Here is a 26,342-nt window from a genome sequence, read left to right as displayed (position 1 = left end):
TTCACTGTCGATCTCGGCGGCGCTGTTGCGTTCCTGCCCGGTTCGCAGGTCGATGTGCGCCCCGTGCGCGATGCAGGCCCGCTCATGGGTCTCAAGCAGCCGTTCCAGATCCTCAAGATGGACCGTCGCCGGGGCAACATCGTTGTGTCGCGCCGCGCGATCCTCGAAGAGTCCCGCGCCGAACAGCGCGCCGAAGTCATCGGCAACCTCACCGAAGGTCAGTCCGTTGATGGTGTGGTCAAGAACATCACCGAATACGGTGCATTCGTGGACCTTGGCGGCGTAGACGGCCTGCTGCACGTGACCGACATGGCATGGCGCCGTGTGAACCACCCGTCGGAAATCCTCACAATTGGGGAAACCGTCAAGGTTCAGGTCATCAAGATCAACAAAGACACCCACCGCATCAGCCTCGGCATGAAGCAGCTGCAGGAAGATCCGTGGGATCTGGTTGCTGCCAAGTATCCGCTCGAGTCGGTGCACATGGGCCGCGTGACCAACATCACCGATTACGGCGCATTTGTTGAGCTTGAGCCGGGTGTTGAAGGTCTGGTGCACGTTTCTGAAATGTCCTGGACCAAGAAGAACGTCCACCCGGGCAAGATCGTGTCGACCTCGCAGGAAGTCGAAGTCATGGTTCTGGAAATCGACGGTGCCAAGCGCCGCGTGTCCCTCGGCCTCAAGCAGACCATGCGCAACCCGTGGGAAGTGTTTGCAGAAACACACCCCGAGGGCACCGAGGTCGAAGGCGAAGTCAAGAACATCACCGAATTCGGTCTGTTCGTTGGCCTCGACGGCGACATCGACGGCATGGTTCACCTCTCCGACCTGTCGTGGGACGAGCGTGGCGAAGACGCGATCCAGAACTACCGCAAAGGCGACATGGTTCAGGCCGTTGTCACCGAAGTGGATGTCGAGAAAGAGCGTATCTCGCTCTCCGTCAAGGCGCTGGGTGGCGACAAGTTCGCCGAAGCTGTTGGTGGCACCAAGCGTGGTTCGATCATCACTGTTCAAGTGACCGCGATCGAAGATGGCGGGATCGAAGTGGAATATGAAGGCATGAAGTCCTTCATCCGCCGCTCCGACCTTAGCCGTGACCGTGCCGAACAGCGCCCTGAGCGTTTCTCGGTCGGTGACAAGGTCGACGTGCGCGTGACCAACGTGGACAGCAAGACCCGTCGTCTGGGCCTGTCGATCAAGGCACGCGAGATCGCCGAAGAGAAGGAAGCGGTCGAACAGTACGGTTCGTCGGATTCCGGTGCATCGCTGGGCGACATCCTTGGCGCGGCGCTCAAGTCGGGCGACGACAACTGATCCTCGTCATCAGATAAGACAGAGGAACCCCCGCACCCTATCCCGGATGCGGGGGTTTTTCGTTTCCGGGCCACGCGCTGGACGCAAGATGCGTTGACGCATCGCCTGTTTCCGTTGACGGAAACAGCAACCCCGAGCCGTCCGTCGGAGGCGGACTGCCATAGATATTTCTGAACCTCAGAAGGTCCGGCCCGCGTCAGGCGACCTCGCGCAGACCCAGCATCTCGCGCGCCTGCTGCCATGTGGCGACCGGGCGTTCGTACTTGTCGCAGAGCTCTACTGCCCGTTTGACAAGCGCAGCGTTCGACGGGGCAAGCGTAGTGCGATCCAGGCGAACGTTGTCCTCCAGTCCCGTCCGCGCATGGCCGCCAGACGAAATCGCCCATTCGTTCAACACGATCTGGTTCGGCCCGATCCCGGCGGCGCACCAGGGCGCATCCTCTCCAAAGAGCCTTTTGACCGTGTGGATGTAGAAATCGAACACCTCGCGGTCCACCGGCATCGCGTTTTTCACGCCCATGACGAATTGCACATAGGGCGTCGCGGCGATTTCGCCCGCCTCGTACATGGCAGCAGCGCGGAAGATGTGCGACAGGTCAAAGGCCTCAATCTCAGGCTTGATGTCGTAGGTCTTCATCTCGGATGCGAGCCACGCCACAAGATCCGGTGGGTTCTCGTAAACCCGAGTTGGAAAGTTGTTTGACCCAACCGACAGCGACGCCATGTCAGGACGCAGCGGCAGCATCCCGCCGCGTGTCTGTCCTGCGCCTGACCGCCCCCCGGTGGACAATTGCACGATCATGCCGGGGCAGTGCTTCTCCACGCCTTCCTTGAGGCGCGCGAATTTCTCCGGATCCGAACTGGGAGTTTCGTCATCATTGCGCACATGGGCATGCATGATCGTGGCACCCGCCTCAAAAGCTTCATGGGTGCTTTCGATCTGCTCTGCAACAGAGGTCGGAACGGCGGGATTGTCGGCCTTGGTGGGCAATGACCCGGTGATGGCAACGCAGATGATACAGGGGGTGGTCATGGGATCGGTATGTCCTTGGAACGTGTCGGCGCGCACTTTGGCAGGAAACGCGGGGGTGTCAAATCTGTTCGCCCGATCAGGTGTCGCCGCCCAAGTCTTCCCAAATCTCGCGCACCCATCGTTGGATCACCTGGGCTTCGTGCCAGCGGTTCGACATCTCGCGCCCGTCCGGTCCGGTCATCGCATATTCCGGCGGGCCAAGCTCGCAGACGAAGATGCAGTCGCCCGACGCATTGCGCGCGCGCCAGTCGGCCATGCCCTCGCGCCACCAGCTTTTGAAGAGGTCCACCCATTTCTGGTGCTGCGGGAAATCCAGTTGCAGTTGGATCTGCTGGCGGCTGGCCACACGGCCCTGAAAACTGTCCGAGCGTTTCAGGATGCGGGAGATCAGCCCAAGGTCATGCTCCGACAGCGGAAACCAGAATTCCCGGTCCACCACGTAATGCGACAGGTCCGCGCAAATCCGCATCTCGGGGATGCGGTCGAGCAGTTGCAGCGTTGTGTAGAGGTCGTTGGTGATGCAGTTGCGGTGGGTTTCGAACTGGATCGGCATTCGGATGCGATCCGACATCGCCATCCAGGTTTCGATCACCGGGATCATGTCGTCGAGGGCAATCGGCATCACCTGACCGATCACATCCACAAACGGCGCGCCGAAATCGACGGCCATGTGCAGCGTGTCCTCAAGGCTTTCTATCGTCTTCGGAAACGCCACGATCAGCGGCGTCAACCCGTTGGCCTCCATATGCGGACGCACCGCGTGGGCGACTTCCACATCCGAGGCGCCCAGATCAATCGCCATCCCGTCAAAACCGGCCCCGGCGACCATCTCGCAGACCTGATCATAGGACAGTTTCATCCCGGTCTGGTCATGCAGCTGCATCGCCCAAAGCGAGGTGTAGATCTGAAGCCGCCTCACTCCGCAGGCACCCGGCGGGTGCGGCCGCCCGACATGGGTACGATCCAGACCTCGTTCATCGGGTATTGGCTTTCATCCTTGGCCATCAGTTTCTTGATGACTTCGATCTGGAACTCGATCCAGCCCATGCGGTGCACCTCACCCGCGGCTCCTTCGATCTTGTCGTTCAGCTCGCGCAGCTTCCAGAAGGGCACGGCGGGAAAGGTGTGATGTGCGGTGTGGTAGGGCATCTGCCAGCATAGCCAGCGGAAGAAGGCGTTGGTGCGGGTCGAGCGGGTGTTTTCCAGAATGTCGTTCTCGTGGGAAAGGCCCAGATGTTCGATGGTGTTCTGCAACTGGTGCACCGGTTTGGTCAGGACCATGGGCAAAATCCAGAACGACAGCGCGGCCCAGCTTCCTGTCACAAGCGACACCAAAGCAATCCCTGCATAAAGCCCAAGATGTATACGGCTTTCGCGGATCACCTTGGCCTCTTCCTCGGGCCGGATGAACGGCTCCACGATCACACCGCGCGCGCGGCGCACCACGCCGAACACCCGGTTGCGCCAATATGTGATGCCCGACAGCCAAAGCAGGTAGGTTGTCAGCGTGTAGGGTTCGCGGACTAGTTCGCCGTCGCGTTCCCAATCCTGCGTGTACTGGTGATGGGCGAAATGCATGACCTGGTCATAGTCGCGCGGGAAAATCTGGAGGAACCCGATGATCCGGCCAAACACCTCGTTCAGCACCCGCGTCTTGAACACGGTGGCATGGCTCAATTCGTGCTGCGCGGCGTAAAGGAAGTTGATCAGAACCCCCAGCACAAACCCGGTGACCCAGACCCACCCCGTGCCCATGGCTTGCGCGTGCAGAACGCCGACGATCAGGATCGCACCCACATGGCTTGCCATCTGCAGTGCGCCTTGCAGGTCAGAGCGCTCTGTGAGGCTCCGAAGTTCCGTAGGTGTCAGCAGTTTGCGGCGCGAAAAACTGGCTTCCATCGGTCCCTCCTGATGACTTTCCCCCAGACTGGCCGGGATTTATGAAAAAGAAAAGTCCGGTGATGCGGCGGGCCTCTTGCTCTGCTGCGGTGTGCCGGCTTTGCGGGCATCCGCGCAAAAGCGAAGCTTGTGCAACGCCCCATTGTGTGACGGGCGACTTGGCCTCACAATGGCCGCAAAACGCATCATGAGGTGAGCAGACCGATGCAGATCAATCGACGCCTATTCGGGCTGGGGCTTTTGAGCCTTGGCCTTTCTGCGTGTTCGCGTGCCGTTCCGGCGCGTGTGAGCACACAAGCCCCCACTGGTCTGCCTGTAGATCTTCAACCCGTGCCGAACGCAGCCTATGACGCGTGGGTTGCGGCGTTCCGGGGCCGGGCGGCAGCGCAGGGGATATCCCACTCCACCTTGGATGCGGCGTTTCGCGGCACCGGCTATTTGCCCGGCGTCGTGACGCGCGACCGCAACCAGACGGAATTCAAGCGCAGCCTTGAGGACTATCTGGCCATCGCGGCTTCGGACGAACGGGTGCAAAAGGGGCGCGCCGCCTTTGACCGCCACCGAGGCACGCTGAACGCCCTCGAAGGCCGTTATGGTGTCGATGCAAAGATCATCTGTGCGATCTGGGGTCTCGAAAGCTTTTACGGCGAACGGCGCGGAGAGGTGCCGGTGATCTCGGCCACCTCCACGCTGGCCTTCGACGGGCGGCGCGGTCGGTTCTTTGAACAGCAGCTTGTTGCGGCGCTGCGGATCATCCAGAACGGCGATATTCCGGCGTCCCGCATGACCGGGAGCTGGGCTGGTGCCATGGGGCACACGCAGTTCATCCCGACATCGTTCCTGCAATTTGCGGTCGACTATACCGGCGACGGGCGGCGCGACATCTGGTCGGACGATCCCAGCGATGCTCTGGCGTCTGCTGCCGCCTACCTGCAACGCAATGGCTGGCAACGGGGCGTCGGCTGGGGGGCTGAATCCCCCAACGGTTCGCTTCAGCCGCAACCGGGCGGGCCGCGCTTTGCCACCACGGCGAATTTCCGGGTGATCAAGCGCTACAACAACTCTGACGCCTACGCGATTGGGGTCGGCCACCTGTCTGACCTTATTGGTGGTGCTGGCCCGCTGCGCACGCCGTTCCCGCCGGATGCCAATGGGCTGACCAAATCGGACCGGATCGCTCTGCAACAGCGCCTGACCGCTCGGGGCTTCGACACCCAAGGGGCGGATGGAGTGATCGGGGCCAACACTGAAACCGCGATCCGCGCCTATCAGGCAAGCCGGGGATTGCCGGTCACGGGCACACCCTCACAAGCCTTGCTGCAAAGCTTGCGATAGCCCGGTGTTCCGACTGTTCAGATGGCTGCGCACGACATTCGTGCTGATGTGGCTCTGCAGCGCATTGCTGGTCAGCACCGTGGCCTTGGGCCTGCAAGCCCTGACCCTGTCAGCGCAGGTTGCCTCAGTCACGGCCAGCGCGACTGCGGCGGCAGTGCAGCATCGCAAGGCTCTGGCCAAGGCCGTTGCGAAAGCCAAAGCCAAGGCGCGGTTGCGCCGTATGCTTGTGGCTATTCCAGTGGTCGGTGCAGGGGCGGCTGTCGCCTTCGAGGCGCAGGATTACCGGGATTGGCAGGTCGACAATCCCGAAGGCAGTTTTGCCGACTATTCCTGCGAAGTGACCACTCTCAGCGCTGAGGTGGTGGACGAGGTGTTGCAGGACTTGCCTGAGGGCATGCGCCCATCGCGTGACATGCTGTTGAACCAACTGCCTGAATGTGCGCCAGAGTCCTGATTTCGCAGATTCAATTTTGCCTAAACGAAATGCGTTCTTCGGATGAGCGCCCATTTGTTGTGCGATACGTTTCGGCATGGGCTGCTTTCTGCAGGGCATCACGCCAGTTTTGATGCACGTCCACGAAATGCATTGGAACTCCGTCGCGACGGATTGTTAGCGTTTCGGCAGAATGACTCATTTGACCGCCCTCACCACCTTGCCGCCCCGATCCCATGGCAAGCTGCACATCGCCGCCAAACTGCGGGCAGATGGGGTGTCGGCGCTTGCCGATCTGCACCAGACCGGGTCTGCGAAGATCCTGATGACCCCGGCCCGCGATGCGGTTGAAGGCGTCATCCTCAACACCTCTGGTGGCCTGACGGGAGGGGACACGCTGTCAATCGCGGCAACGGCGCAAGCGGGTGCGCGGCTGCGCCTGACAACTCAGGCCGCTGAACGGGTCTACCGCACCGCCGGCGACACCACAGCGCGGGTGCGCAACATCGTGACGGTCGAAGCCGGCGGACGCGTTGATTGGTTGCCGCAGGAAACCATCCTGTTTCAGAACGGCGCGCTGCGTCGGTCCCTGACCATCAAGATGGCCTCGGATGCGCGCCTTCTCGTGGTGGAACCTGTGATCTTTGGTCGTCTTGCGATGGGGGAGGAGGTCACACAAGCCCGCTTTGCCGACAGCCTGACGCTCGAACGCGACGGGGATCCGGTGTTCCGCGATGCCAGCACGCTGAACGGCGACATCACCGGACTCCTCGACAAACCCGCTTTGGGCGGTGGCGCCCGCGCGATGGCGCTCATGGTCTTTGCCGCCCCCGAGGCCGAGGCGCATCTTGACCCGATCCGTGCGATGCTGCCGCCCACCGCAGGCGTGTCGCTGGTGCAGAGCGGTGTGCTTGTTCTGCGGGCGCTGGCCAAAGACGGTTACGACCTGCGCCGCACCCTCATTCCTGTTCTTGATCGGCTGAGCGGTGACGCCCTGCCGCGATCCTGGAGACTTTGACGTATGAACCTGACTCCCCGTGAAAAAGACAAGCTGCTGGTCGCCATGGCGGCCATCGTGGCCCGCAAACGCCTCGAACGCGGTGTAAAGCTGAACCATCCCGAAGCCATTGCGCTGATCACCGACGCGGTGGTCGAAGGCGCGCGCGACGGGCGCAGCGTGGCCGACATGATGCAGGCCGGTGCGCAGGTGATCACGCGGGATCAGTGCATGGAAGGCGTGCCCGAGATGATCCACGAGGTGCAGGTGGAAGCGACGTTTCCGGACGGCACCAAACTGGTGACGGTGCACAACCCGATCCGTTGAATTTGCATATTTGAAAAGAGAAGAAGCGAAAGGGTTTCGAGATGAAAAACGGTCTTGCTTTGGCAGTTGCGTCTATGGTTTGGGCGACTTCCGCACTGGCCCATCCCGGCGCGCATGTGCACCCGCATGATAGCGCACATTGGCTGGCACTGGTCAGCGCTCTGGGTCTGATCGCGGTCGCAGGCGGTTTGGCCTTCGGCAAAATCCGGAATCGCAAATGATCCCCGGTGAGCTGTTTCCGGCGGAAGGGTCGCTGACCCTGAACCCCGACCGCCCGGCGATCACGCTGATGGTCGCCAACACGGGCGACCGTCCCGTTCAGGTAGGCAGCCATTACCATTTCGCAGAAACCAACCCGGCGCTCGACTTTGATCGGGACGCAGCCCGCGGCCACCGGCTCGACATTGCGCCGGGCACCGCCGTGCGGTTCGAGCCGGGCCAGCGCCGCGAGGTGCAGTTGATCCCGCTCTCTGGCGCGCGCCGGGTCGTCGGCTTCAACCAACAGGTCATGGGAGACCTCTGATGCCACGCATCGTCACCCCGATGGATTACTGGGCCAACGCCATGCAAATGGGCTGGGTCATGGCTGAAGCGCAGGGCGTTATTGCCATGCGGGTGATGGGGGCACTGGGCTTTTGGTCGGTCCCCAAGACCGAGAACAGCCGGATGCTCAATGAAAAGGTCTTTGCCTTTGTCAAAGGCTCGACCGATGCGTCACTTGCCGCGATGACCGGCAAAAGCCCGGATGTGGTCGCCGCGCTGGCGATCAAACCGATCCGGCAGGCAACGCGTGCCAATCACAAACGCCTGACGAAACGTGGATTGAAGAGGGCCTGATATGCCAGCACAGATCAAACGCGCCGATTACGCCGCCATGTTCGGCCCCACTGTGGGCGACAAGCTCCGGCTGGCCGATACCGACCTGATCATTGAGGTCGAGCGCGACCTGACCGCCGAGGCCGTTGGCGCTGCAACAGCCGGGGGCAGCGGCGCGAATGCATTGGTCTACGGCGAAGAGGTCAAGTTCGGCGGCGGCAAGGTGATCCGCGACGGGATGGGCCAGTCGCAGGCAACCCGCGCCGAAGGTGCTGTGGATACGGTTATCACCAACGCGCTGATCGTGGACTATACCGGCATCTACAAGGCCGATGTGGGCCTGCGCGATGGGCGCATCTACAAGATCGGCAAGGCGGGCAACCCCGACACCCAGCCGGGGGTAAACATCATCGTTGGTCCGGGGACCGAAGCGATTGCTGGCGAAGGTCGCATCCTGACCGCAGGCGGGTTCGACAGCCACATCCACTACATCTGCCCGCAGCAGATCGAGGACGCTTTGCATTCCGGTCTGACCACCATGCTGGGCGGCGGCACCGGCCCAGCGCATGGTACGCTCGCCACCACCTGCACGCCGGGCCCGTGGCATATCGGACGGATGATGCAGGCGGCGGACGCCTTCCCGATGAACCTCGCCTTCGCGGGCAAGGGCAACGCCTCGCTGCCCGCCGCCTTGGAAGAGCAGGTCAAGGCGGGTGCCTGTGCTTTGAAACTGCACGAGGATTGGGGCACCACCCCCGGTGCCATCGACTGCTGCCTCTCGGTCGCTGACGCGATGGATGTGCAGGTGATGATCCACACCGACACGCTCAACGAATCCGGCTTTGTCGAGCACACCGTCAAAGCCATGAAGGGTCGCACGATCCACGCCTTTCACACCGAAGGGGCGGGCGGCGGCCATGCGCCGGACATCATCAAGATCTGCGGCGAGGAGCATGTGCTCCCATCCTCGACCAACCCGACGCGGCCTTTCACGGTGAACACGCTGGAAGAGCATCTCGACATGCTCATGGTCTGTCACCACCTCGACAAATCCATCCCCGAGGACATCGCCTTCGCCGAAAGCCGCATCCGGCGTGAGACCATCGCGGCCGAAGACATCCTGCACGACATGGGCGCGTTTTCGATCATCGCGTCGGACAGTCAGGCGATGGGCCGTGTGGGCGAGGTGATCATCCGCACCTGGCAGACCGCCGACAAGATGAAGAAGCAGCGCGGCAAGCTCTCCGAGGAAACCGGCGACAACGACAACATGCGCGTGCGCCGCTACGTCGCGAAATACACGATCAACCCCGCCATCGCCCACGGCATCAGCCGCGAGATCGGAAGCATCGAGGAAGGCAAGCGCGCCGATCTGGTGCTTTGGCATCCGGCCTTCTTTGGCGTGAAGCCCGAGATGGTGCTGATCGGCGGCACGATTGCCTGTGCGCAGATGGGCGACCCCAACGCGTCGATTCCGACGCCGCAGCCGGTCTACACGCGGCCCATGTGGGGGGCCTATGGGCGCAGCGTCGAAAACTCGGCGGTGATCTTCGTCTCCGAGGCGGCGCAGGCCGACGGCATCGGGGAAAAGCTGGGCCTCGCCAAGAAAACGCTCGCGGTTCAGAACACGCGCGGGATCGGCAAGTCGGACCTCAAGCTGAACACCGCCACCCCCAAGGTCGAGGTGAACCCCGAAACCTACGAAGTGCGGGCGGATGGGGAGTTGCTGGTCTGCGAACCGGCAGAGGTTCTGCCGATGGCACAGCGCTATTTCCTGTTTTGACAGATGATGATGAAAAGAGGTCCGCATATGCATTCCGTGCAATCCCGGCATGCCGTCATGGTGCTACTGGTGCCGGAACGCGCATGTTACCTGCACCCTCAGGGAGGAGACAGTCTGACCGATTCCAAGGACCTGTCTCATGGCACACACACTCGACCACGTTCCGTCCACCACGCTTCTGGCACGCATCTGGAATACGATTGTTCAGATGGGCGAAAATTCGTCGCGCGCGCAAACCGTGAAGCGTCTGAACGCCGTGTCGGACGACCAACTGGCGTCCATGGGCATCACGCGCGCGCAGCTTGTCCAGCGCGCCCTGTCCGGCGGCGCACTGTAAGCCACACTCTGCGGGGGGCGCTATGACCGCCCCTGATCGCATCGCACAGGTCTATCACGATCACGCTCACCAAAGCCCGGTGGGGCAGGTCCAATTGACCTATGAGGATCGCTTCCTGCGTCGCAAGGTGCTTGACCTTGTGGATGGCAGCCGCGTTCTGGTGGACCTTCCCAAAACCACGTCGCTCAACCATGGCGGCGTGCTTGTTCTGGAAGATGGGTCCGAAATCGCCGTCCTTGCCGCGCCTGAACCCTTGTTGGAAGTCAAAGGCAAGTCCCTGCACCGGCTTGCCTGGCATATCGGCAACCGCCATACCCCCTGCCAGATCGAAGAGACGCGCTTGCTGATCCAGCGCGATCACGTCATTCGCGACATGCTGAACCTTTTGGGCGCGGATGTGACAGAGGTGGTGGAACCTTTCACCCCGGAGGGAGGAGCCTACGGCCATGGACGGACCCATTCGCACGCCCACTGACCCGATCCTGACGCTGGCACAATGGCTGTCGCCAGGCTTTCCCATCGGGGCCTTCGCCTATTCCAGCGGACTGGAGCAGGCGATTGCCGACAAACTGGTGACACCCACCAACGTGAAGGACTGGCTGTCCGACATGCTACGCGACGGTAACGGCGTGAGCGACGCCATCCTGATCCGGGCTGCCGCCAGCGGGGCGGACCCATGGGACGTGGACCAGACCGCGCGCGCCTTCTGCCCCAGCCGGGAACGACTGTTGGAGATCGACGCACAGGGTGCTGCGTTCTGCGACCAGCTGCGCGCAAACTGGGGGATCGACGTGACACAACTCACCTACCCCGTGGCGCTGGGCGTCGGGATCAGACACCTGGACCTGCCTCTGACGATGGCGGTGCAGATGTACCTGCACGCCTGGGTCGCCGCCGTGGTTGCCGCCTGCCAACGCCTGATGGCGCTGGGCCAGACCGAAGCGCAGCGCATCGTCGCGGCCCTGTCGCCGCTCTGTTCCGACATTGCGACACAAACCGAGGACCAGACGCTTGACGATCTGACCAGCCAGAGCTTTGCTGCCGACATCGCAGCGATGCGTCACGAAACCATCAGCCCAAGGATTTTCCGCACATGAGTCCCCGCAACGGACCCCTTCGTGTTGGCATCGGTGGCCCTGTCGGTGCGGGCAAGACCTCGCTTACTGCAGCGTTGGCGAAGCGGCTCAAGGACACCCATTCGGTGGGTGTGATCACAAATGACATCTACACGCAGGAAGACGCCGAGGCGCTGATGCGGATGCAGATCCTGCCGCAGGACCGGGTGATCGGGGTCGAAACCGGCGGTTGCCCGCACACCGCGATCCGCGAGGACGCGTCGATCAACCTCGCTGCCGTGGCCGAGATGGTGCGGCGTCATCCCGATGTCGAAGTGGTGCTGATCGAATCCGGTGGCGACAACCTGTCGGCCACCTTCAGCCCGGAACTGGCCGATGTGACGCTCTATGTGATCGACGTGGCGGCGGGTGAGGAAATCCCCCGAAAAGGCGGGCCCGCGCTGACCCGCTCGGACATCCTTGTGATCAACAAAACCGACCTTGCGCCCTATGTCGGCGCGTCGCTCGACGTGATGGACCGCGACGCCACAAAGATGCGGGAAGGTCGTCCCTTTGTCTTTGCTGCCATCCGCCATGATCAGGGCGTCGACGAAGTTCTGGGGCATTTGAAGAAAATGACTGGGCTTTAAGCTGATTGATGTCATACTATCTTGACTTTACCAACGTATACTTTCGATCATTTTGTGTGTAACCTTGCCAGAGCAACAACCCATAGTGTCAGGCTCATGCCGGAATCCGGAAAACAAATCGCGGCTCTGCCTATAAGGTGGAAAGAGGATGGGACCTTTCAGGTTCTCATGGTCACGTCGCGCGATACCGGAAGATGGATCATGCCCAAGGGCTGGACGATGGACGGCAAGAAACCCTGGCATGCCGCAGAGATCGAAGCGCTCGAAGAGGCAGGCGCGGTTGGCTATATCGGGACCGAGGTGATCGGCTCGTACACCTACAAGAAAAAGCTGGCAGACGGGTCAAACCTCAAATGCGAGGTCGATGTCTATCCGATGGTTGTTGACCGGCTGGAACGGAACTGGAAAGAGCGGCATCAGCGCAAACGCCGCTGGTTCACCCCCAAGAGCGCGGCCAAACGGGTGAACGAACGCAAGCTGGCAAAACTGCTCAAAAGCCTTGCGAAGAAACCGTCGAAACAGCCCGTGATCCGCGAGTTTCTCAAGGCATCGTAAGGCGTTCAAATCCCGCACGGATTTGCAAAAACGCCGGGGCGATTTGCTCGGGTCAATCAACCGGCAAGCCGCTGGGAACCCGATCTGGCCGTCCAAGAGGGCGCTCCATCGCGCTAACCCCGGTCAAGCTCTCGAGGAACGCCACAAGATCATCCACCTGTGGCTCGGTCAGTGAGACCGGTCGCACGTCAAGGGTGGCTGCGTGACGCTCCATTTCCAGACGATCGGATTGAATGACAAAGTCGATCTGCTGCAACCAAGGCACCTCTGGCAGCGCCGCCCGCGTCGGTGTCCAGTCCGCGCGCATCGACACGGGATCGGCCATGTGCCTCACCATGTCGCGCAGGTTGGCATAGGCACCGTTATGCCCATAGGGCGCGGTCAGCGCCACATTGCGCAACGCCGGGGTGCGGAACCGATAGGCATCCTCCAAATCATCGGTCGCCCCCATGCGTCCCACGTCGCGCGGGATCGGATCCCATTGCCGCGTGCGTCCAGGACCAAATGGCGGCAGGGCCATCGCATGGAAGTCCTGATCCGTCAGCAGCGGGCCGTTGTGACACTGCGAACAACGCGCCTCGCCAAAGAACAACTGCCGCCCGCGTTCGGCATCCTCGGGCAGGGGCGTGCCGTCGGTCAGGAACGCATCATAGGGGCTGTCGTAATTCGCCCATTCGGTGCCGATGAACGCCGCCAGCGCATTGCCGATCTCGACGATGGTCACATCCTCGGGCCGGTCGATATGGTCGAACGCCTGAACGAACATCTCGCCATATTCCGGGATCGTGCGCACCCGTTTGGCAAGGATCGGCCAGCCCAGGTCGATCCGGTCGGTCACGGCGCCGATCACCTCGTTCTCGCCGGTATTCCCGGCCATTTCGAACTGCGCCGTCATCGGAAAGAGCGCCTGTGCGGCAAGGATCGTCTTCAACCCCTGTGGCAGCCATTCTTCGGCGGGGCTGTCAAACCCGTTGCCATAGATGTCCGAGATTTCCAGCCGCCCGTCATGGAACAGCACCCGCACGTCTGTGTGCCCAAGGTTCCACAGCGCAGGCGCGTTGCGCGGGATGCGTTTGCGGATGCGATCCGCCCCGTCGCCGGGCGTCCGCTTGGGCCCGAGCCCGACGCCGCCCTCACCAATCCCAAGCGAGAGTCCATCGGTCCCGCCAAGGTCGTGATGGTGGCATGTGCCGCAGGAGATGTTCTTGTTCCCGCTCAAAATCTTGTCGTAGAAAAGGAGTTGACCCAGCCGCGCCTGATCGGCATCGAAGGCGATGAAATCTTCGGCGCTGATCGGTTGGGCCACGGCAGGTGCGGCCAGAGACAAAGAGACGAGCAAACCAAGATGAAGCTGACCCATTGGATGTTTGCCTGTTGCCTGCTGGCGACCCCGGTTCTTGCGGATATCGAAGATGCGCGCGACCTGATGGAAGAGGGCCGCTTTGAAGAGGCCTATGACCGCCTCTGGCCCGCCGCGCGGTCGGGCAATGCCGAGGCCGAGGAGCTGATCGGCGTCATGTACGCGCTGGGTCTGGGCGTCGATCAGGACTATGTCCGCGCCTTCGACTGGTACCTGCGCTCTGCCATGAAGGGCCATCCCGGCGCGCAATCGGGCGTCGGCTGGTACTATGAAACCGGCCTCGGCCTGCCTGCTCCGGACCTCGTCCGCGCGTTCCTGTGGTACCAGCTCAGCACCATCGGCGGAGACCCCGACGCGGCTATTTCGGTCGAGGAGGTGGTCAAGAAAATGACGCCGGATCAGATCGAACATGCGCAACAGCTCGTGGATGACTACAGGGTCTGGCTCTACCCGTTTCGGTGAGTTTTGCGGATTGCTCTAGCTGGGGCAAGTGGCAGGAGTGTGGCGGTTGCGGCGCAATTTGTAGGGTGCGTGCTAGCACGCACCGAACTGCGGGTATCCGTTCCGAGTGGTGCGAGAAATCACGCACCCTACTTTGTTTGCGGCTGGCCGCAGACATTGGCACGCCCACATAACGAAAAAAGCGCAAAAAGGTAAGCCTAGCCCGCCGCGCGTCTTCGTCGCGCGGCTATCAAGCGATTGTCAGACGATCCTTGGCCCTGCAAGGCACAGGGAAACAGCGCTGTCCACGTTGTGGAACCCCTGGCTGACCGAACGGTCATCAATGCCGGTCAGGCGCACGTCGAAGGTCTTTTCGCGCCCGTCCTTACATCTCACTGTGACGGTCCCGTTCTGCACCGGCCCCTTGAATGTGAGGGTTACGTCGAAATTCGGAGGATTGGCAAGGTTCTCTGCCGTGCGCCGCGCGGCTGCCTGTCCCGCAGGATCGAGCAGACCACGCCGCCCCAATTCGACTTCGGCCTGCCGAAATGCGGTCAGTGTAGCGCTTTGATCGTAGAAGGTCGCCATAGGAAAACGTTCCATCCCATGGGTGATCCAGATCCCGAACAATTGACCGTCCCCGGTCACCGCAATGGAGGGTTTCGACATGGCAATACTCCTTTTCGGAGGCGAAGGTTAATGCGCTGATCATGCACCAAGTTTGTCCATTTACCAAATCTTGGATAGGAGTGATCGTAGGTGTCGGTTGTGGGATCTCGAAAAGACACCCGTGCGCACGCCCCATTTCCAACCCGTTAACCAACCCTCCCGCATACCCCCGCCACAAAGCGCTTTGAGCGGGAAGGATCACTCCCATGCCGCGTAGACGACAACTGACACCCTCTCACACGCCGGAAGGCTGACCATGAGAGACCGGTTTCCGTACAGGCTCTGGCAACCCCAGAGTACAGGTCGCCCGTTGAATCGGGGATGTTGAGAGAACCGTCAGGCCCATGGGGCGGCGCCGCTTCTTCTCGTTTACACCGTCATCCTCGGGCTTGACCCGAGGACCTCAGACCGAAGAGATCCTCGGGTCTTCGCCCGAGGATGACAACAGACGTGTCACAGAGATCCCCGGGTCAGGCCCGAGGATGACGGTTTGGCATGCCCGGCAGATGCCCGGCCTACACCAGATCACACCGGTGGCATGAGTCCGGACCGAAACCGCACCCGTAGGCCGGGCATTTGCCCGGCACACCTCCACCAAAGCGCCAACGAAAAAAGGCCCCGGAGTTCCCTCCGAGGCCCAATCGCGCGTTCCGAACCGGATCAGTTCAGATCGGCTTCATACTCTGCCGCCAGATCAGCTTCGGCCTCGGCCACAGCTTTCATCAGCGCCTCGAAGATCTCCGGGCCGCCATCGACATTCGCCTGGAACCAGTCGAACACCGGCGCTGCCGCATCGCGGAACGCCGCCTTTTCTTCCGGGGTCGGCACGTAGAGGTCACCACCACCTGCGACGAAATCCTCATAGGCCTGGATCGACTTGCGCTTGGGCGAGGCGAATGTTGCCTGCTGGAGCGCAGAGAAGCCATCGACCACGACACGGCGCAGGTCTTCGGGCATGTCCATAAACTTCGCGTTGTTCATGACCCAGATCGCGCCCATATAGGCGTGACCGTCCAGCGTCAGGTACTTGAGGCCCGCATCCGGGAATTTCATGCCCATGATGTCGGTGATGCCGTTCTTGGAGCCGTCAACCACACCGGTCTGGATCGAGGTGAACAGTTCCGGCCAGCTGATCGGGGTCGGGGATGCGCCCAGTACCTTCACCAGCTCCTGCGGCAGGTCGGCGACCACGGTGCGGATTTTCAGGCCTTCGAGGTCGGACGGCTGGGTCACACGTCGCTGCGTGTTGGCGAAGTTGCGCCAGCCGCCGGTGTTGCCGATGGTCATGATGCGGATCGTGTCGCCCGAATCCTCAAGCGCCATGTTCCGCATGGTGCGGGTGAAATCGCCCGACAGGACGTGTTCCGCCACGCGGTCATCCGACATCAGGTAGGGCAGGTCGAGCACCTGAACGTAGGGGAAGATGCCCGCTGCACCGCCAGAGGTGGTCACGAAGACGTCGATGGAGCCGTCGGACACACCCTGAAGGCACTCTGCACCGCCCGAGCAAAGCTGCGTGCCGATGAACAGTTCCACCGCGATACGGCCGTTCGAGGCGTTCTCGACATGGTTCTTGAACACCACGAGGCCGTCATAATCCTCGTCGTTCTCGTTCGAGTTGGCCGTGGCGCGGATGGTGAAATCCTGTGCCGCCGCTGTCATTGCGCTTCCGGCGAGCAAGGCCGCCGTCAGTGCCACTTTTGTAAGACCTTTGAGCATAGTGTACTCCCTGTTGCTTTCTCGTGGTCGGTTACACGGGCCATGTGACCCGCAGATGTCAATCCGCGAACCCGGTCAGGCGCGGAATGGTCATGGATATTTCCGGGATGAAGGTGATCAGGAAGATCACCACGATTTCTACGGCGAGGAAGGGCAGGATCGCCTTGGAGATGGTCTCGACCCGTTCGCCCGACACCGACGAGGCGACAAACAGCACAAGGCCCATCGGGGGTGTCGCCAGACCGACCGTCAGGTTGACGGACATGATGATGGCGAAATGGATCGGATCAACTCCCATTTCCACGAAGATCGGCCCAAGGATCGGGCCAAGGATGATGATCGCGGGGCCTGCGTCGAGGAACATGCCCACGACGAACAGCAGGAGGTTGATCAGGAACAACAGGACCAATGGGTTCTCGCTGAGGCTCAGCACGAATTCTGCCAATATCTCAGGCGTGTGCGACAGGGACACCACCGTCTTGAACGCCATGGCGGCGCCGACCAGCAGCAGAACCGTGGCCGATGTCATCGCGGCGCGCATGAACACGTCCGGCAGGTCGCGGAGTGTCAGAGTGCGCAGGATGAACATGCCGACGATGATCGCATAGCCCACGGCTACCGCAGCAGCCTCGGTCGGGGTGAAGACACCGCCAAGGATGCCACCCAGGATGATCACGGGGGTCATCAGCGGGAAGAACGCCTTGAGAGACGCGTCGCCCCGTTCGCCCCAGCTTGCCTTGGCACGCGAGGCGGGAAAGTCGTATTTGTCGGCCATGAACTTGACCATGATCATCAGGCCGACACCCACGAGGATGCCGGGGATGATGCCCGCAAGGAACAGGGCAGCGACGGATTCCCCCATCACATAGGCGTAGATGATCATGATGCCCGAAGGCGGAATGATCGGGCCGATCACCGAGCTTGCGGCGGTGATGGCGGCGGCGAATTTGCGAGTATAGCCCTCTTTTTCCATCGCGGGGATCAGCATCGACCCCAGCGCCGAGGTGTCAGCTACGGCAGATCCGGACAACCCGGCAAAGAGCATCGAGCTGAGCACGTTCACATGCGCCAGTCCGCCCCGGAAGTGACCCATCATCGCCTGAGAGAACTCGACCAGCCGCATGGTGATGCCACCGCGGTTCATCAATTCGCCCGCCAGCATGAAGAACGGGATCGCCATCAGGGGAAAAGACGCCATGCCGTTATAGACGTTGCGATAGAGCAGGATCAGATCGCGATCCTGACCGTTGAGCCACAGCAGGATGCCGGGGGCGGCCAGCATGCCGAAGAACACTGGCAGGCCGATCATCAGGAACAGCAGGAACAGGGGAAGGAACCAGACCAGCATCGGTTTACTCCGCCGTCAATTCGGCATCGAAAGCAGGCCGCAAGCGATCCTCCCCTCCTGCCAGAGTAATGAGATTGCGCAGGATCAATTCGATATTGACGATGAAGAGCAGCCAGAGCCCGACCACCAGTGACCCGATCTGCCAGGAATTCGGCATCTTCACCCAGCCGTCAGGCGTGGGATACTTGAGCGAGGCGCTTTTGAATTTGCCCGCAAGGCCACTCATCTCGGTGAGCCCCATTTGCGCCCCGAGGTAAAGCACCATGCCAGAGACTAGGAGAAGCAGCAGTGCCAATACCGCCGCACCGCGCTTGGGAAGGGCAGAGGACAGGATTTCCAGAGCCACAAAGCCCCCGCGCCGATAGGCAGATGGCGCAATGACTGCAGTCATCCACAGCATCAAGAAGATGGCCGCTTCCTCGGGCCAGGGCAGGGCGTTGCCCAGAACATAGCGACAAAAGACCTGCAGAAGGATCGCGCAGACCATCAGACCGATGGCGACGATCGCAATCCAGCGACCGATCCGCAAAACGATGTCGAGCACGGCTTCCAATGGCTTCAAAAGCCAAAGCAACATGGCCATGACTGGCCTCCTCCCTTGTCCCTCACCGGCCTCCTCGCCGGTGGCCCCGTTTGTTGTGTTATGGGGGCGGTTTATGTCGCTGCAGTAAATCCTCCGTAGCGTCCGCTGTAAAACAAAAGCGGATCTCCGTCCCGCGTGGTCACCCGGCGCACGCGGGCGATGACGATGGAATGGTCGCCGCCGTCATGCTCGGCCACCTTGGTACATTCGAACCGGCTCAGGCAGCCGTTCATAAGCGGCACATTGTGATCGCCTGTTTCCCAGTCGAACTGGTCGAACGCATCGCCGTTGCGCGCAAAGGCGGTGCACAGCCCGGCCTGTTCTGCGCCGACGACATGGATCGCAAAATGATCGGCCGCCATGAAGAAGGGATAGCGGCTTGACGATTTCGCCGGCGACCACAACACCAAGGGCGGGTCGAGCGACACACTGGCAAAGCTGTTGGCGGTGATGCCCAGAGGCCCGTCGCCCGCATCGCAGGTGATGATTGTCACCCCGGTTCCGAAACGACCAAGGGCATCGCGAAACTCGCGGCTGTTGTCCTGTGCGGGATCAAAACTATGCGTCAAGGCGTTCATCGCGTGTCTCAGGCCACTTCATGGCCAAGGGCGTGGGTGTAAAGCTCAAACCATGTCTCCCGGTCGATCTGTATCCGGGCAGCATCGCCGATGCACTTGATGCGGTCCAGATTGTTTGTTCCAAGCACAGGTAGAATGCGGGCCGGATGCGCCAAGAGCCATGCGACCGCGACTGTGGCATCGTCCACACCACGATCATCGCCAATGGTCTTGAGCGCTGTGCGCAGAGCGGCGTTTTTCGGCTCGAAAAGCGCACCACCACCAAGCGGAGACCACGCCATCGGCGGCTGGCCGTGCTTCTGGTGGAAGGCGATATCGCCATTGGTGAAGGGCGCGTGATGCAGCAGGCTGATTTCGATCTGGTTGGTGACCAGTGGGGTCTTCATCGACGCCTGCAACAGCTCCCAATCCCAGGGGCGGAAATTTGACACGCCGACCGCGCGGACTTTGCCGGAGGCCACCACTTCGTCCAGCGCGGCACCGGTTTCGCAGGCATCCATCAGCGGATCGGGGCGGTGGATCAATAGAAGGTCGATATGATCGATCTTCATCAGCCGCAGCGAATGGTCGACCGAAGACAGGATATGCGCGCGCGACGTGTCGTAGTATTTGACCCGCGCGTTTGCATAGCGGCCCACCGGGGCCACGATATCGCATTTGGTCACAATCTCGATCTGGTTGCGCAACTCGGGTGTGAGCGCGGTGCCCAGGATTTCCTCGGCCTCGTAGCCGCCATAGATGTCGGCCTGATCCATCGAGGTGATGCCCTGATCGAGGCAGGCGCTGATCTTGTTGCGGATGTGGTCCACGCTGGTGTCGGCATCGTCACCCAGCCGCCACATGCCATAGACAAGGCGGCTCATTTCAAGGGCGTCGTTGAGTTTTACGCGGTCCATGGTCATCCTTGTGCGTTCGTAGTTTTCTGTTTGTGGAGTTGAGACATGACGCGCGCCGTTGCTTGGGACGCATTTGCTTTGCGGTTTGATTTGCGCCTTGTGGCTAGATTCTTCGTAGAAGAATCTAAACGCGCTCCATAAAATTCTGGTAAACTATGCAGGGGCATCAGCGACGCTCCCCGGCGCCCAAAGGCGTCATCGGCGTGCCTGCGGGCACTCGGCCATAGGCATGGTTCAGCTGCACGGTCTTGAGTTGCGGCAGGACCCGGCTGCCGAAATGGCGGCATTCGTCCAGATGCGGATAGCCCGACAGGATGAAGGCGCGGATGCCCATCTTCTGGTACTGCTCCAATTCGCTCAGCACCTGATCGGTGGATCCCACCAACGCCGCGCCACAGCCCGAGCGCGCCCGGCCCACACCTGTCCAGAGATGCGGCTCAACGAAGCCTTCCATATCCGCCAGCTCGCGGTTCTTGGCCTGATGCGACACACCGAGCGAGGTCGCATCCAGTGCGCGTTCGCGGATCGTCCTGCCCTGTTCGTCGTCCAGCTTGCTGACAATGTGCTGCGCGTATTCGCGGGCTTCGGCCTCGGTGTCGCGGACGATGACATGCACGCGCAGACCGTAATCCAGCGTGCGCCCATAGCGTTCGGCCACCGCGTTCACGTCTTTCATCCGCTGGGCCAGCGCCGCTTTCGGCTCGGGCCACATGAGGTAGACATCGCAATGCTGACCACAGAGTTCCAGCGCGTCGGGGGAATAGCCGCCGAAATAGAGGAGCGGGCCACCTGTCTGATATGGCACTGCCGGATCGGTGGTGAGCCCGTCGAAATTGTAGACATCACCCTTGTAGTTGATCTCGCCCTGAGTCCAAGCCTGCTTGAGGATCTCCACCACCTCGCGCGACCGCTGGTAGCGGAGCTTGCTGTCTTCCTTCTCGCCCGGGAAGTCCGAGGAGATGATGTTCACCGTCAACCGCCCTTCGAGCATGTGGTCGAGCGTGGCAATCGTGCGGGCCAGCATGATCGGTTGCATCTCGCCGCAGCGCACGGCGGCCAGCATATTGATCTTCTCGGTGATCGGCGCGCAGCCGGCGACAAAGGACAGTGTGTCCTGTCCAACCTGATAAGACGACGGGCAGAGAATGTTGCGGAAGCCCTGCGCCTCGGCCTCTTTCACGATGGAGGAGCAATGCGCAAAGCTGGAGCGCAGTTTTCCGTCAGGCACGCCGAGGAATTCATAGTCATCGGAACACAGCGCCGCGAACCACGAAACCTCTACCGCGTCGAGGTCGGGTGAGGTGATCGGCACGATGGTCATAAGGTGTCTCCGGGGCGCATCATTTCCTCTTGCGTAGCACCGCCAAAAATGTAGATCAATAGTGTATCAATTTTTGGTGCGAGAAATGTCCGATACCCATGCCTTGCCGAAATATGTCCAGATCAGCGAATTGCTGATCCGGGACATTCAGGCTGGTCGTCTGGTTGATGGCGAACGCCTGCCGCCCGAACGGGAGATGGCGGCGCGGCTGGGGATTTCTGTTGGGACGCTGCGCAAATCGCTGAATGAGTTGACCGCTCAGGGGATGCTTGAGCGGGTGCAGGGGTCGGGTAACTACATCCGGGCTAAGCCCGGCACGCAATCGGTCTATGCGTTCTTCCGGGTTGAACTTATTGATGGTGGGGGCCTGCCGACGGCAGAGCTATTGTCGGTGGATCGCTTGATCAAGCCTGACGGCTTTCCGCGCTTTGGCACAATGCCCGAGGGACACCGGATTCGCCGCTTGCGGCGTCTGAACGGGGTGCCTGCGGTGCTAGAGGAAATCTGGCTTGATGGCGGCTATGTCGACCGGATCGATACCGTGGCACTGCGTGAGTCTCTGTACCTCTACTACCGGGAGGCGCTTGGTCTCTGGATCACCAAGGCGGTGGACCGGCTGGATCTCGACACCGTACCGGACTGGGCCCCTGCCAGCTTTGGCGTGGCATCGGGTCAGCCCTGCATGCGGGCGACACGGGTCAGCTACGGCCCCGAAGGCGAGGCGGCCGAAGCCTCATGGAACTGGATCAACACAGACGTCGCGCGCTACGTCGCGCGCATCACCTAAGCCGCACGGGCGTGCGCATCACCTGAAGGACCAACATGAAAGTCATCAATTACGGCATCATCGGATGCGGCATGATGGGGCAGGAGCACCTGCGCAATATCGCGTTGCTCGAAGGCGCGAGGGTCGCGGCGATCTATGAGCCGGACGAGATCATGGCGGCGGCGGCCAAGGCGATTGCAGTGAATGCGAAGCTTGAGGCATCGATCGAAGATCTGCTGGCGCGCGATGATCTGGACTGTCTGCTGGTGGCCAGCCCGAACCATTGCCACATCGACGCGTTGGAGCAGATCGCCGAATTGAGCCCTTTGCCGCTCTTGATGGAAAAACCGCTTTATACCGATCCCGCCGACATCGCGCGGGTCGAGGCGATTGCAGCGAGCTACCCGTCGCCGATCTGGGTGGCGATGGAATACCGCTACATGCCTCCGATCCAGACCTTTGCCGAAGAGGTGCAGCGTGCCACGGGCGGGGTCAAGATGCTGACGATCCGCGAACACCGTTTTCCGTTTCTGCACAAGGTTGGCGACTGGAACCGCTTCAACCGGAACACCGGGGGGACTTTGGTCGAGAAGTGCTGCCACTTCTTCGACCTGATGCGTCTGATCCTCGGGTCCGATCCGGTGCGGGTGACCGCGAGCGCGGGGCAGGAGGTCAACCATCTGAATGAGAGCTATCATGGCGAGGTTCCTGACATCTGGGACACCGCGTATGTGATCGTCGATTTCGCCAATGGCGCGCGGGCGATGCTGGAATTGTGCATGTATGCCGAAGGCTCGAAGTACCAGGAAGAGATCAGCGCGGTCGGTCCGAACGGCAAGATCGAGGCTTTTGTCCCCGGTCCCGGGCGGTTCTGGCCGACGCATCTGGGGGAGCCGCCGGTGGCGCAGGTGATCATCAGCCCGCGCCATCCGAAAGGGCCGCAGGCGGTCGATATTCCGGTCGATCCGACAATCCTTGATGCGGGTGACCACAATGGATCGACCTTTTACCAGCACGCACGCTTCCTTGATCTGGTGCGAAATGGGGGGGCGCCTGAGGTGTCAATAGAAGATGGCGCATGGGCTGTTCGGATGGGCATTGCTGCGCAAAAATCCGCCTCATCCTATAGCGTTGTCACCCAAATCTGACCACATTCAGGTCGGGCTTTTCCCGCAACACTCTGCCGTAAAGGGGAAAAAAACGAAATTTCGCCACAATCTCCACTTTGACCAAAAGGTTTTTTCATCTATCAAAAGTTAGAGCAAAAAAATGCCGAACCCGAAAACGGGCGGTCTTGAGGTAGAGCGGTGTAGTTATGAATGCGATTAATTTCGTTGTCCGTACGCGTACGGGTTCGATCGAACGTGGCGTAGTTGGTGCTGATGATCTGGGGTATCTGATCGACGCGTCTGGCGGTCGCGAAGTCTCCATTAACATTCATAGGTCCGATCTGCGCAGCTATGACCGCGCCGAGAATGACTTGCACATTCTATTGGCAGATGGCCGGGTGATCGTCCTTGAGGATTACTTTGGTTCTGGCGGAGGCCGCCTGTTCCTGAGCACCGATGGCGTTCTGAGCGACGTGGCCTTTGCAGAAGGGGACGGCGGGGCTCTGTTCGCGCAATATGCCGATGTCGCGGCCTGGGGCAAATGGAGCCCGGATGACAGCCTGATCTTCTTTGATCGCGCCGAAGTGGTGGCCGCTGACTACGTCGCCGCCGACGATGAGGGCGGCGTTTCGATGTTGGCGGCCGGTCTTTTGGCAGGTGGCGGTATGCTGCCTTGGCTGGCAGGTGGCGCAGCGGTCGCAACTGGCGCCGCTGTGATCGGCGGGGGCGGCGAAGGCGGTGGCAGTCTTGTCGGCAATAACGGCGAGAGTGGCGGCCCGAAGCCCCCGACCGTGAATGACGGCGAATTTGTCATCGGCGGCGATGGCCTGACCGAAGAAGACCGGACCGTTCTGGTCAGCGGCACCGCGAATTCCGGCGACACCGTCGTCGTTGTGATCGGCGACAAGACACAAACCACGACCACCGGCACTGACGGCAAGTGGGAAGTGATTTTTGACGGACCGGACTTCCCTGCGGATGGCAATTACACCACCACGGTCACGGTGACCGGGGGTGGCGGATCGACCACCACATTGACCGGCCCGACCGTGATCATCGACACGACACCTCCGCCCCTCGCGATTACAAGCGGCACCACGTCGAGCGGGGACATCATCACCGAGATCGAATTCGACGGTGGCGCGACCATCACCGGCACAACAGAAATTGGCGCTTCGGTTGTTCTGATCGCGGGTGGCGTGAGCCATGTCGCCGAGGTGGACGCGCAAGGCAACTGGAGCGTGACGCTCAGCAGCTCGACCTTCGAGCGCGGTGAGTATGTCGAAGCGATCCGCGTCATCGCGACCGACAGTTTCAACAACTCCACCACCATCAACGACGGCGTCGAGATCGACACCGTGTCGGGTGTCACGATCAACACCACAACCATCGAAACCGATGGCATCATCAACGCCGAAGAGCGCAGCGATGGTGTTCAGATCACTGGCACCACCGATGTCGGTTCTTCTGTTGTGGTCGAGATGAACGGCTATACCCGGACCGCCGTGGTCGATGCGCAGGGCAACTGGTCGGTGACCTTCATCGCCACGGAAATTCCGGTTGGCGAACAGAACCTGACGATCAACGCAACCTCGACCGACGAAGTGGGCAACACCAGCAGTGCGACCGGGCAGGTCGTGTTGGACACTTGGGTGCGCAACTTTGACATCACCAGCCAGGCGGGCGGCGCCGATGGTGTGGTCAACGCCGAAGAGGCCGCACAGGGCATGGTCGTGACCGGCACAACCGAGCCGGGCGCGTCGGTGTCCGTGACGCTTGGCGGTGTGTCGCGCAGCGCCAGCGTCGACGCGCAGGGCAACTGGACGGTGACACTCACGGCCAACGAACTGCCCAGCGGCGAACAGACCGCCACTCTCACGGCAAGCTCGACCGATCTGGCGGGCAACACGGCAACGGAAACACGCAGCGTGATCTTCGACACGGATGCGGGCCTGCTGACGATCAGCCCCGCGCCGATCGAAACCGACGATGTCATCAACCATGTCGAAGCGTCCGATGGCGTTGTGATCACAGGCACATCGACGCCGTTCGCAATGGTCGATGTCACCCTAGACGGTGTCAGCAAGACGGTTCAGACCGATGGGTTCGGCGTTTGGCGCGCGAATTACGCAGCAGGCGAAATCCGCCCCGGCGAATATGAAGCGCAGATCACCGCCTATACCGTCGATGCGGCGGGCAACGAACTCACCCGTTCCGACACCGTGATGGTCGATACCTTCGTGCGGAATTTCGCGGTCAGCGCGAACCCGGTCACTGCCGATAACATCGTCAACGACGCCGAGCAGGGCCAGGGCGTCACGCTGAGCGGTACGACCGAACCCGGCGCAACAGTGACCGTGGTCGTCGAAGGCGTCAGCCGCACCGCCACCGTGGATGCAGCGGGCAACTGGACCGCGCGCTTCTCGGCGATTGATCTGCCGGATGGGACATACACCACCACTGCGCAGATCAGCACGCAGGACCGTGCCGGCAACACCGCGACGACCTCAAAGACCTTCCAGGTCGATACCGAAGTCGTTCCGCTCACCTCAAGCAGCCGACCGGGCGGCGCCGATGGCGTTGTCAGCGAGGCAGAGGCGGCGCAGGGCTTCACCCTGACCGGTCAGGTCGAACAGGGCTCAACTGTCGAGGTTACCATCAGCGGCCAGCGCCTGAACGCGCAGGTCAGCGGCAGCACATGGTCCTTGGCGGTTCCCGCCAGCGTGATCCCGATGTCCGATGGCGAGAACGTGTCGATCCAGATCGCCGCGACCGACCGGGCGGGCAACACCAAGTCGATCACCGAAACGATGGTGGTGGACAACGTGGCCCCCGATGCGCCTGACATGACGGCGATCTTGTGGGACCAGTCACAGGCGCCGCGTGGGATTATCCTTGAGGCCTCTGATCACGACGTGTCTATCGTGCGGGTCGGCGCGGGTGGGGTGCAGACGGTTGGGTTCAACGAGCAGGACTTGAACGGCGGCAACGAAACCAACTACGCATTCAACAACGTCG

29 protein-coding genes are annotated in these 26,342 nt (G+C 61.4%); 18 read left to right on the top strand and 11 right to left on the bottom strand.

The window, feature by feature from the left end:
* Positions 1-1,314 (top strand): 30S ribosomal protein S1 (locus JJ869_RS10685; protein ID WP_292266977.1); only part of this gene is annotated, 1,314 nt, incomplete at its 5' end.
* A gap of 196 nt (positions 1,315-1,510) precedes the next feature.
* Here JJ869_RS10685 and JJ869_RS10680 read toward each other — a convergent pair.
* The 3 genes from JJ869_RS10680 to JJ869_RS10670 all read right to left on the bottom strand — a co-directional run bounded on the left by JJ869_RS10680 (position 1,511) and on the right by JJ869_RS10670 (position 4,246).
* Positions 1,511-2,347 (bottom strand): 3-keto-5-aminohexanoate cleavage protein, encoded by an 837-nt coding sequence (locus tag JJ869_RS10680; RefSeq protein WP_292266976.1) that lies wholly within the window; start codon positions 2,345-2,347, stop codon positions 1,511-1,513.
* Positions 2,348-2,423: 76 nt separating this feature from the next.
* A complete protein-coding gene (locus JJ869_RS10675; RefSeq protein ID WP_292266974.1) occupies positions 2,424-3,266 on the bottom strand; it encodes a sugar phosphate isomerase/epimerase in 843 nt (280 codons plus the stop codon).
* Positions 3,263-4,246 (bottom strand): fatty acid desaturase, encoded by a 984-nt coding sequence (locus JJ869_RS10670; protein ID WP_292266971.1) that lies wholly within the window; start codon positions 4,244-4,246, stop codon positions 3,263-3,265. The genes JJ869_RS10675 and JJ869_RS10670 overlap by 4 nt, the downstream gene beginning before the upstream one ends.
* A 204-nt stretch (positions 4,247-4,450) precedes the next feature.
* On the opposite strand from JJ869_RS10670, the gene JJ869_RS10665 reads away from it, so the two are divergent.
* From JJ869_RS10665 to JJ869_RS10605, 13 genes are all read left to right on the top strand, one after another.
* Positions 4,451-5,581 carry a lytic murein transglycosylase gene (locus tag JJ869_RS10665; RefSeq protein WP_292266969.1) on the top strand — a complete coding sequence of 377 codons (1,131 nt, stop codon included), beginning with the start codon at positions 4,451-4,453 and terminating at the stop codon, positions 5,579-5,581.
* 4 nt (positions 5,582-5,585) lie between these two features.
* Entirely contained in the window at positions 5,586-6,035 is a 450-nt protein-coding gene (locus tag JJ869_RS10660) for a hypothetical protein (protein ID WP_292266967.1), read from the top strand.
* Between the two features lie 181 nt (positions 6,036-6,216).
* Positions 6,217-7,032 (top strand): urease accessory protein UreD, encoded by an 816-nt coding sequence (locus JJ869_RS10655; RefSeq protein ID WP_292266966.1) that lies wholly within the window; start codon positions 6,217-6,219, stop codon positions 7,030-7,032.
* 3 nt (positions 7,033-7,035) lie between these two features.
* On the top strand, positions 7,036-7,338 hold the full coding sequence (locus tag JJ869_RS10650; RefSeq protein ID WP_188483957.1) for an urease subunit gamma: 303 nt from the start codon (positions 7,036-7,038) through the stop codon (positions 7,336-7,338).
* 41 nt (positions 7,339-7,379) lie between these two features.
* Complete coding sequence (locus JJ869_RS10645; RefSeq protein WP_292266960.1) at positions 7,380-7,559, top strand: hypothetical protein; 180 nt, start codon at positions 7,380-7,382, stop codon at positions 7,557-7,559.
* Entirely contained in the window at positions 7,556-7,861 is a 306-nt protein-coding gene (locus JJ869_RS10640; protein ID WP_292266957.1) for an urease subunit beta, read from the top strand. The genes JJ869_RS10645 and JJ869_RS10640 overlap by 4 nt, the downstream gene beginning before the upstream one ends.
* Complete coding sequence (locus tag JJ869_RS10635; protein ID WP_292266954.1) at positions 7,861-8,175, top strand: antifreeze protein; 315 nt, start codon at positions 7,861-7,863, stop codon at positions 8,173-8,175. The genes JJ869_RS10640 and JJ869_RS10635 overlap by 1 nt, the downstream gene beginning before the upstream one ends.
* Position 8,176: 1 nt before the next feature.
* Positions 8,177-9,937 carry an urease subunit alpha gene (gene ureC, locus JJ869_RS10630; RefSeq protein WP_292266952.1) on the top strand — a complete coding sequence of 587 codons (1,761 nt, stop codon included), beginning with the start codon at positions 8,177-8,179 and terminating at the stop codon, positions 9,935-9,937.
* A 139-nt stretch (positions 9,938-10,076) separates the two neighbouring features.
* Positions 10,077-10,274 (top strand): hypothetical protein, encoded by a 198-nt coding sequence (locus tag JJ869_RS10625; protein ID WP_292266949.1) that lies wholly within the window; start codon positions 10,077-10,079, stop codon positions 10,272-10,274.
* Positions 10,275-10,296: 22 nt separating this feature from the next.
* Entirely contained in the window at positions 10,297-10,749 is a 453-nt protein-coding gene (locus JJ869_RS10620) for an urease accessory protein UreE (protein WP_292266946.1), read from the top strand.
* Positions 10,721-11,371 (top strand): urease accessory UreF family protein, encoded by a 651-nt coding sequence (locus JJ869_RS10615; RefSeq protein WP_292266943.1) that lies wholly within the window; start codon positions 10,721-10,723, stop codon positions 11,369-11,371. Before JJ869_RS10620 ends, JJ869_RS10615 begins: the two co-directional genes overlap by 29 nt.
* Positions 11,368-11,979, top strand: a complete 612-nt coding sequence (gene ureG / locus JJ869_RS10610; RefSeq protein WP_292266940.1) for an urease accessory protein UreG — start codon at positions 11,368-11,370, stop codon at positions 11,977-11,979. The genes JJ869_RS10615 and ureG overlap by 4 nt, the downstream gene beginning before the upstream one ends.
* Positions 11,980-12,075: 96 nt before the next feature.
* Positions 12,076-12,534: an NUDIX hydrolase gene (locus JJ869_RS10605; protein WP_292266937.1), complete on the top strand. Its 459-nt coding sequence runs from the start codon at positions 12,076-12,078 to the stop codon at positions 12,532-12,534.
* 52 nt (positions 12,535-12,586) lie between these two features.
* Here JJ869_RS10605 and JJ869_RS10600 read toward each other — a convergent pair whose 3' ends face one another.
* Positions 12,587-13,894, bottom strand: a complete 1,308-nt coding sequence (locus tag JJ869_RS10600; protein WP_292266936.1) for a cytochrome c peroxidase — start codon at positions 13,892-13,894, stop codon at positions 12,587-12,589.
* Here JJ869_RS10600 and JJ869_RS10595 point away from each other — a divergent pair.
* Positions 13,880-14,356 carry a tetratricopeptide repeat protein gene (locus JJ869_RS10595; RefSeq protein WP_292266934.1) on the top strand — a complete coding sequence of 159 codons (477 nt, stop codon included), beginning with the start codon at positions 13,880-13,882 and terminating at the stop codon, positions 14,354-14,356. The two genes, JJ869_RS10600 and JJ869_RS10595, sit on opposite strands and share 15 nt — an antisense overlap.
* Positions 14,357-14,596: 240 nt before the next feature.
* Here JJ869_RS10595 and JJ869_RS10590 read toward each other — a convergent pair whose 3' ends face one another.
* The 7 genes from JJ869_RS10590 to JJ869_RS10560 form a co-directional block, all read right to left on the bottom strand.
* Positions 14,597-15,004, bottom strand: a complete 408-nt coding sequence (locus JJ869_RS10590; protein WP_292266932.1) for a hypothetical protein — start codon at positions 15,002-15,004, stop codon at positions 14,597-14,599.
* Between the two features lie 660 nt (positions 15,005-15,664).
* Positions 15,665-16,723, bottom strand: coding sequence for a TRAP transporter substrate-binding protein DctP (gene dctP / locus JJ869_RS10585; protein ID WP_292266930.1), 1,059 nt, complete (start codon positions 16,721-16,723; stop codon positions 15,665-15,667).
* Positions 16,724-16,781: 58 nt separating this feature from the next.
* Positions 16,782-18,071 carry a TRAP transporter large permease gene (locus JJ869_RS10580; RefSeq protein WP_292266927.1) on the bottom strand — a complete coding sequence of 430 codons (1,290 nt, stop codon included), beginning with the start codon at positions 18,069-18,071 and terminating at the stop codon, positions 16,782-16,784.
* A gap of 4 nt (positions 18,072-18,075) precedes the next feature.
* Positions 18,076-18,654, bottom strand: coding sequence for a TRAP transporter small permease subunit (locus JJ869_RS10575; RefSeq protein ID WP_292266924.1), 579 nt, complete (start codon positions 18,652-18,654; stop codon positions 18,076-18,078).
* A 71-nt stretch (positions 18,655-18,725) separates the two neighbouring features.
* Complete coding sequence (locus JJ869_RS10570; RefSeq protein WP_292266922.1) at positions 18,726-19,232, bottom strand: flavin reductase family protein; 507 nt, start codon at positions 19,230-19,232, stop codon at positions 18,726-18,728.
* Positions 19,233-19,240: 8 nt separating this feature from the next.
* A complete protein-coding gene (locus JJ869_RS10565) occupies positions 19,241-20,128 on the bottom strand; it encodes an aldo/keto reductase (RefSeq protein WP_292266919.1) in 888 nt (295 codons plus the stop codon).
* A 166-nt stretch (positions 20,129-20,294) separates the two neighbouring features.
* A complete protein-coding gene (locus tag JJ869_RS10560; RefSeq protein ID WP_292266918.1) occupies positions 20,295-21,449 on the bottom strand; it encodes an LLM class flavin-dependent oxidoreductase in 1,155 nt (384 codons plus the stop codon).
* Positions 21,450-21,534: 85 nt separating this feature from the next.
* Between JJ869_RS10560 and JJ869_RS10555 the strand changes: the two genes are divergently transcribed.
* From JJ869_RS10555 to JJ869_RS10545, 3 genes are all read left to right on the top strand, one after another.
* Positions 21,535-22,236 carry a GntR family transcriptional regulator gene (locus JJ869_RS10555; RefSeq protein WP_292266916.1) on the top strand — a complete coding sequence of 234 codons (702 nt, stop codon included), beginning with the start codon at positions 21,535-21,537 and terminating at the stop codon, positions 22,234-22,236.
* A gap of 35 nt (positions 22,237-22,271) precedes the next feature.
* The gene (locus tag JJ869_RS10550; RefSeq protein ID WP_292266913.1) at positions 22,272-23,363 is read left to right on the top strand and encodes a Gfo/Idh/MocA family oxidoreductase; all 1,092 of its coding nucleotides are present in this window, start codon (positions 22,272-22,274) and stop codon (positions 23,361-23,363) included.
* A gap of 167 nt (positions 23,364-23,530) precedes the next feature.
* Positions 23,531-26,342, top strand: a 2,812-nt coding sequence (locus tag JJ869_RS10545) for an Ig-like domain-containing protein (RefSeq protein ID WP_292266911.1), incomplete at its 3' end; no start/stop codon positions are given.

This window comes from Marivita sp., from assembly GCF_017643905.1.
GTDB lineage: Bacteria > Pseudomonadota > Alphaproteobacteria > Rhodobacterales > Rhodobacteraceae > Marivita.
This window is presented reverse-complemented; position numbering and strand designations above follow the sequence as displayed.